This window comes from Photobacterium sp. OFAV2-7 (assembly GCF_022347985.1).
Taxonomy (GTDB): domain Bacteria; phylum Pseudomonadota; class Gammaproteobacteria; order Enterobacterales; family Vibrionaceae; genus Photobacterium.
The window spans coordinates 1-3,966 of sequence record NZ_JAKRFQ010000465.1; the positions used below are offsets into that span (position 1 = coordinate 1).

6 protein-coding genes are annotated in these 3,966 nt (G+C 48.5%); 4 read left to right on the forward strand and 2 right to left on the reverse strand.

The annotated features are described in order from the left end of the window. Positions 1 to 11 precede the first annotated feature (11 nt). Both MHN01_RS19005 and MHN01_RS19010 read left to right on the forward strand, forming a co-directional pair. Positions 12 to 167 (forward strand): DUF1993 family protein, encoded by a 156-nt coding sequence (locus MHN01_RS19005; protein WP_239412791.1) that lies wholly within the window; start codon positions 12 to 14, stop codon positions 165 to 167. A 111-nt stretch (positions 168 to 278) separates the two neighbouring features. Then, complete coding sequence (locus tag MHN01_RS19010; RefSeq protein WP_239412786.1) at positions 279 to 878, forward strand: class I SAM-dependent methyltransferase; 600 nt, start codon at positions 279 to 281, stop codon at positions 876 to 878. A gap of 141 nt (positions 879 to 1,019) precedes the next feature. On the opposite strand, the gene MHN01_RS19015 is transcribed toward MHN01_RS19010, so the two are convergent. Then, positions 1,020 to 1,988 (reverse strand): LysR substrate-binding domain-containing protein, encoded by a 969-nt coding sequence (locus MHN01_RS19015; protein WP_239412787.1) that lies wholly within the window; start codon positions 1,986 to 1,988, stop codon positions 1,020 to 1,022. Positions 1,989 to 2,158: 170 nt separating this feature from the next. On the opposite strand from MHN01_RS19015, the gene MHN01_RS19020 reads away from it, so the two are divergent. Both MHN01_RS19020 and MHN01_RS19025 read left to right on the forward strand, forming a co-directional pair. Beyond that, a complete protein-coding gene (locus MHN01_RS19020) occupies positions 2,159 to 2,596 on the forward strand; it encodes a DMT family transporter (protein ID WP_239412788.1) in 438 nt (145 codons plus the stop codon). Positions 2,597 to 2,635: 39 nt separating this feature from the next. Next, the gene (locus MHN01_RS19025) at positions 2,636 to 3,541 is read left to right on the forward strand and encodes an NAD(P)-dependent oxidoreductase (protein WP_239412789.1); all 906 of its coding nucleotides are present in this window, start codon (positions 2,636 to 2,638) and stop codon (positions 3,539 to 3,541) included. A gap of 92 nt (positions 3,542 to 3,633) precedes the next feature. Here MHN01_RS19025 and MHN01_RS19030 read toward each other — a convergent pair. Beyond that, positions 3,634 to 3,966 (reverse strand): hypothetical protein (locus MHN01_RS19030; protein WP_239412790.1); only part of this gene is annotated, 333 nt, incomplete at its 5' end.

Below are 3,966 nucleotides of genomic sequence, written 5' to 3' on the forward strand. Positions count from 1 at the left end.
CTGAAATAAACTTGTCTCAATCAGAGTTCATTCATCAGTACATACTCCCTAACTTTTACTTTCATATCAGTATGGTTTATGCGATAGCAAAATCTAAAGGCGTAGTATTGAGTAAGGCCGATTTTGATGGGATTCATTCTTATCCGTCAGGTTTCAGTTTCGTATAGCAACCCCGGTATCCGGTAGCACTGATCGGTTAGGGAATAAAGCGTGGTATACCTGGTTAGTTCACTGTCGTACAACTGATGTTCGGCGTTAGGCCTCAAGGAGATTTTTAAGTGAAACCGACAGAGATAGGAAAAGCATATAACCAAATTACTCATCTTTGGGAGAGTAATGACTTCGATATCAACAATGGTATTGAACAGCACAAGAGAGCGATTACTTTTACAAAGGGGCGTGGACATGCGCTGGATATCGGCTGTGGTTGTACGGGGCGTTTTATCGAGTTGCTGCTAAGCGAGGGCTTCAGTCCCTCTGGTATAGATGTATCAGCAGAGATGTTGGACATTGCTCGTAAGCGGCAACCGAATATCAATTTTGTTCAGGCAGATATTTGTGAGTATTCACTGGATGAAAAGTACGACTTTATCACGGCATGGGACAGTATCTGGCATATACCTTTGGCAGAGCAACGCAATGTGCTTATCAAAATTGTTGCAAGCCTGAATGTGGGTGGAGTGTTTATCTTTTCTTTTGGTGGTACCGCCAAAGAAGGCTCTCACACCGACAGCTTTATGGGGCCTGAAGTGTACTACTCATCGTTGGGTACGAATAGTTTCTTGCAGCTATTCATTGAACTTGGCTGTGTAATCCGACACTTAGAGTTTGATCAACACCCACAACTTCATGCCTACCTTATCGTAGAGAAAGCCTGACAAGGGAAAAAATGGACATTCGGCAGTACACAAAGGAACACCGAGACAGCTGTATTAAGGCGTAGGAACCCTTTTAACCGATTATAGGTTGTCACAATTACGCTCTAATGCGGCTGTCGATGTGATTAAAGATGGTTTTGGTCAAGGTGATACTTTTGACTCCGGGTCTGTTGCCAGTTTCTGGCAACGGGATATCAAGAGTTTTTTTAACCAGAGGTGGGCCAGATCATTCTCCCGGTTTTCATGCCAGAAAAGCGTATAGGAGAGCGGGGGAAGCGGATAGGGCAGGGGGATCACCGTCAAATCCAACTTTGTGGCGACATGGCGAGCATAAAGACTGGGTGCGGTCAGGAGCAAATCGGTGTGGCTGCACAATTCCGCTGCGCTATTAAAATCGGGCACAAACAGGGCAACATCACGCTCCAACTGACTTTCTGCTAGTTTGACATCTAAAAGCCAGCGTTCATTTTTATAGTATTTAGTCACTATATGCCGCTGGTCGATGTAGGCCTTTAAATCCCATTTTTCCGATAACACCGGGTGCCGCGAATTGACGATGCAGCAAAGTTTGTCCTGATACAGCTCGGCAGAAAGTATTCCTTTGGGCGGGGTGAGTGTTCGCTCTGCATCTTCCGGGTTTAGATCCTTGCCTGTAATGGCAAAATCCAGCTCGCCTCTTTGAAGTTGCCCAAACGTATCAGAGCCCCAGCTACAGGTATCAATAGTGAGATGGGGAGCGGTTGAGAATACTTCACCAATAAAATGGGGAAACAGCAGGGTATAGATACTTTCGACTACCGCCATCTGAAAGCTTCGTGTACTTTGCGACGGCTCAAATGTCGTGGGTGCTGTCATCTTTTCGATGTCAAACAATAGCTTTGCCAGCATAGGTTTCAGCTCTTTGGCCCGGGGTGTTGGCTCCATACCATACCCAGAACGTTGCAATAACGGATCATCAAATAGCTCTCTGAGCCTGGCCAGGCTTTTGCTGATCGCCGACTGGCTCAGATTCAGATGCTCGGACGCTTTGCTGACATTGTTATGCTCTAGCAGGACATGCAGGCAAACCAGCAGGTTTAGATCGAGCCTCGCTAATTTCTCAAAAGACATCCTCTTTACACCTTATCTATTCTTGGTGGGAATACATAAGGTGAATTTAAACCATTTTTGTTCATACATCTATTTTCCTACACTTCTTATAACCACAAACATCGTCCATGTATCACGAATAAAACTGCTTCAGCACACGCTGGGCACAGAGCTACCCAGAAGGAGGGTTTATGTTTGAACTGGCATTAACGATTGGTATTGGTTTGCTCGGCGGGATTGCGGTTGGCACCCAGGCTCCGATTGCAGGCGCCATGTCACAACGTGTCGGTGGCGCAGCAAGTAGCTTTATCGTCCATCTGGGCGGATTAATCGCCTCGCTGATCCTCCTGCTCTCCCGACGGGGAGAAGATATCGCCCAATGGCGTGAACTGCCATGGTATATGTTAGGCTGCGGGGCCTTCGGTCTGGTACTGTATCTGTCTATTAGCCACACCATCCCGAAACTTGGTGCCGTTTCTGCCATCACCTTAATCATTGTCGGCCAGCTTCTTGCGGGAGTCGTTATTGATTATCTGGGTGCCTTTGGCACGGTTGCACGAGGGCTAGAGTTGTATCGGATGCTCGGTATCGCACTTTTATTTGCCGGTGCCTATCTCGTCATTCGATAATTACCGCCATTCCTGTTTACCAACACGCCCTAGTCAATTATGAAAATTTTAGTTACCGGCTCTGCCGGCCGGATTGGACGTCATATCTATATCCATTTAATGCGCCATCACCAGGTAGTGGGGCTGGATATGCTTCCCTGCTCAACCGCCGACTTTGTCGGCGATCTTCGGGATCGCGGCTTCGTTCGCTCGGCAATGCAAGGGGTTGATGTCATTGTGCATACGGCATCTTTGCATGCGCCCCATGTCGGCTTACGCTCGGATCAAGAGTTTGCCGAGATCAACGTAGAGGCGACAGAGCAATTAGTCACAAGGGGGATTGAGCATGGTATCAGCCACTTTATTTATACCAGCACGACGGCACTTTACGGCTATTCGTCAACGCCAGAGGGCCGAACTGGCTGGATCACCGAAACAGTGACACCGCAGCCAAGAACCGTCTACCATCGAACCAAAATTCAGGCCGAGAATCTGCTACAGCGTATCTCAGAGGAAACCTCACTGCCTGTTACCGTATTGCAGATGTCGCGGTGCTTTCCCGAGCCCGCCGATATGATGGCCGTCTATCGCCTGACCCGTGGTATCGATGCCAGAGATGTCGCCTCGGCCCATGGATGCGCCATTGATACACGTCCGGAGGGTTTTAAGCGCTACATCCTGTCGGCAAAAACACCGTTCTGCCGACAAGACTGTTCATCGTTATATCAGCAGGCTGATGCCGTGATCAGCCAGTACGAGCCTGAACTCGCCGCGGCGTTTCAGCGCCGGGGATGGACATTGCCCAAAACGCTGGATCGGGTGTACGACTCATCGCTGGCACAACAGGTACTCGGATGGCAGCCTCGCTATGGTTACAACAGCGTGCTGGCACAGCTGGACAATAACGTTGCCGAGGTGCTTCCGGTTCATGCTAGCAAACTTGCAAATCGACGTGCGCAATTCTAACGGTACCTTCTGAGTGAACTGTGAGTGGCCAGTGCCATTAAGCCCCATAAGCTTAACTTATGGGGCTTTTTGCATTGATTTAAAGCTAGAAATCAATAGTGCCATTTATCAGAGACGGGCTTCACATAGATCTCATCACAGCCTTCGAAACCTTCGCCTCCGGCGGTGCCACAGACACAGACATCCTGCTTACCCTTCTTTAGCCCGGTTCCCTTGCCTTTGAATGTGGCAATATAGTCTTTTTTGCCATCATTGTTTACATCAGTGATGTAGTAGCGAAGCTGCTTAGCCTTACCGGGACCCAAGGTCAGGCTCTTTTTGTCGATAGTTTTAACATCAAAACTGTCGGAACCGAGGATCACCACCTCAAATGACGACCATTTAAATAAGTACAGTACTGGCCAGGGCGGGTTCACCTTGATATC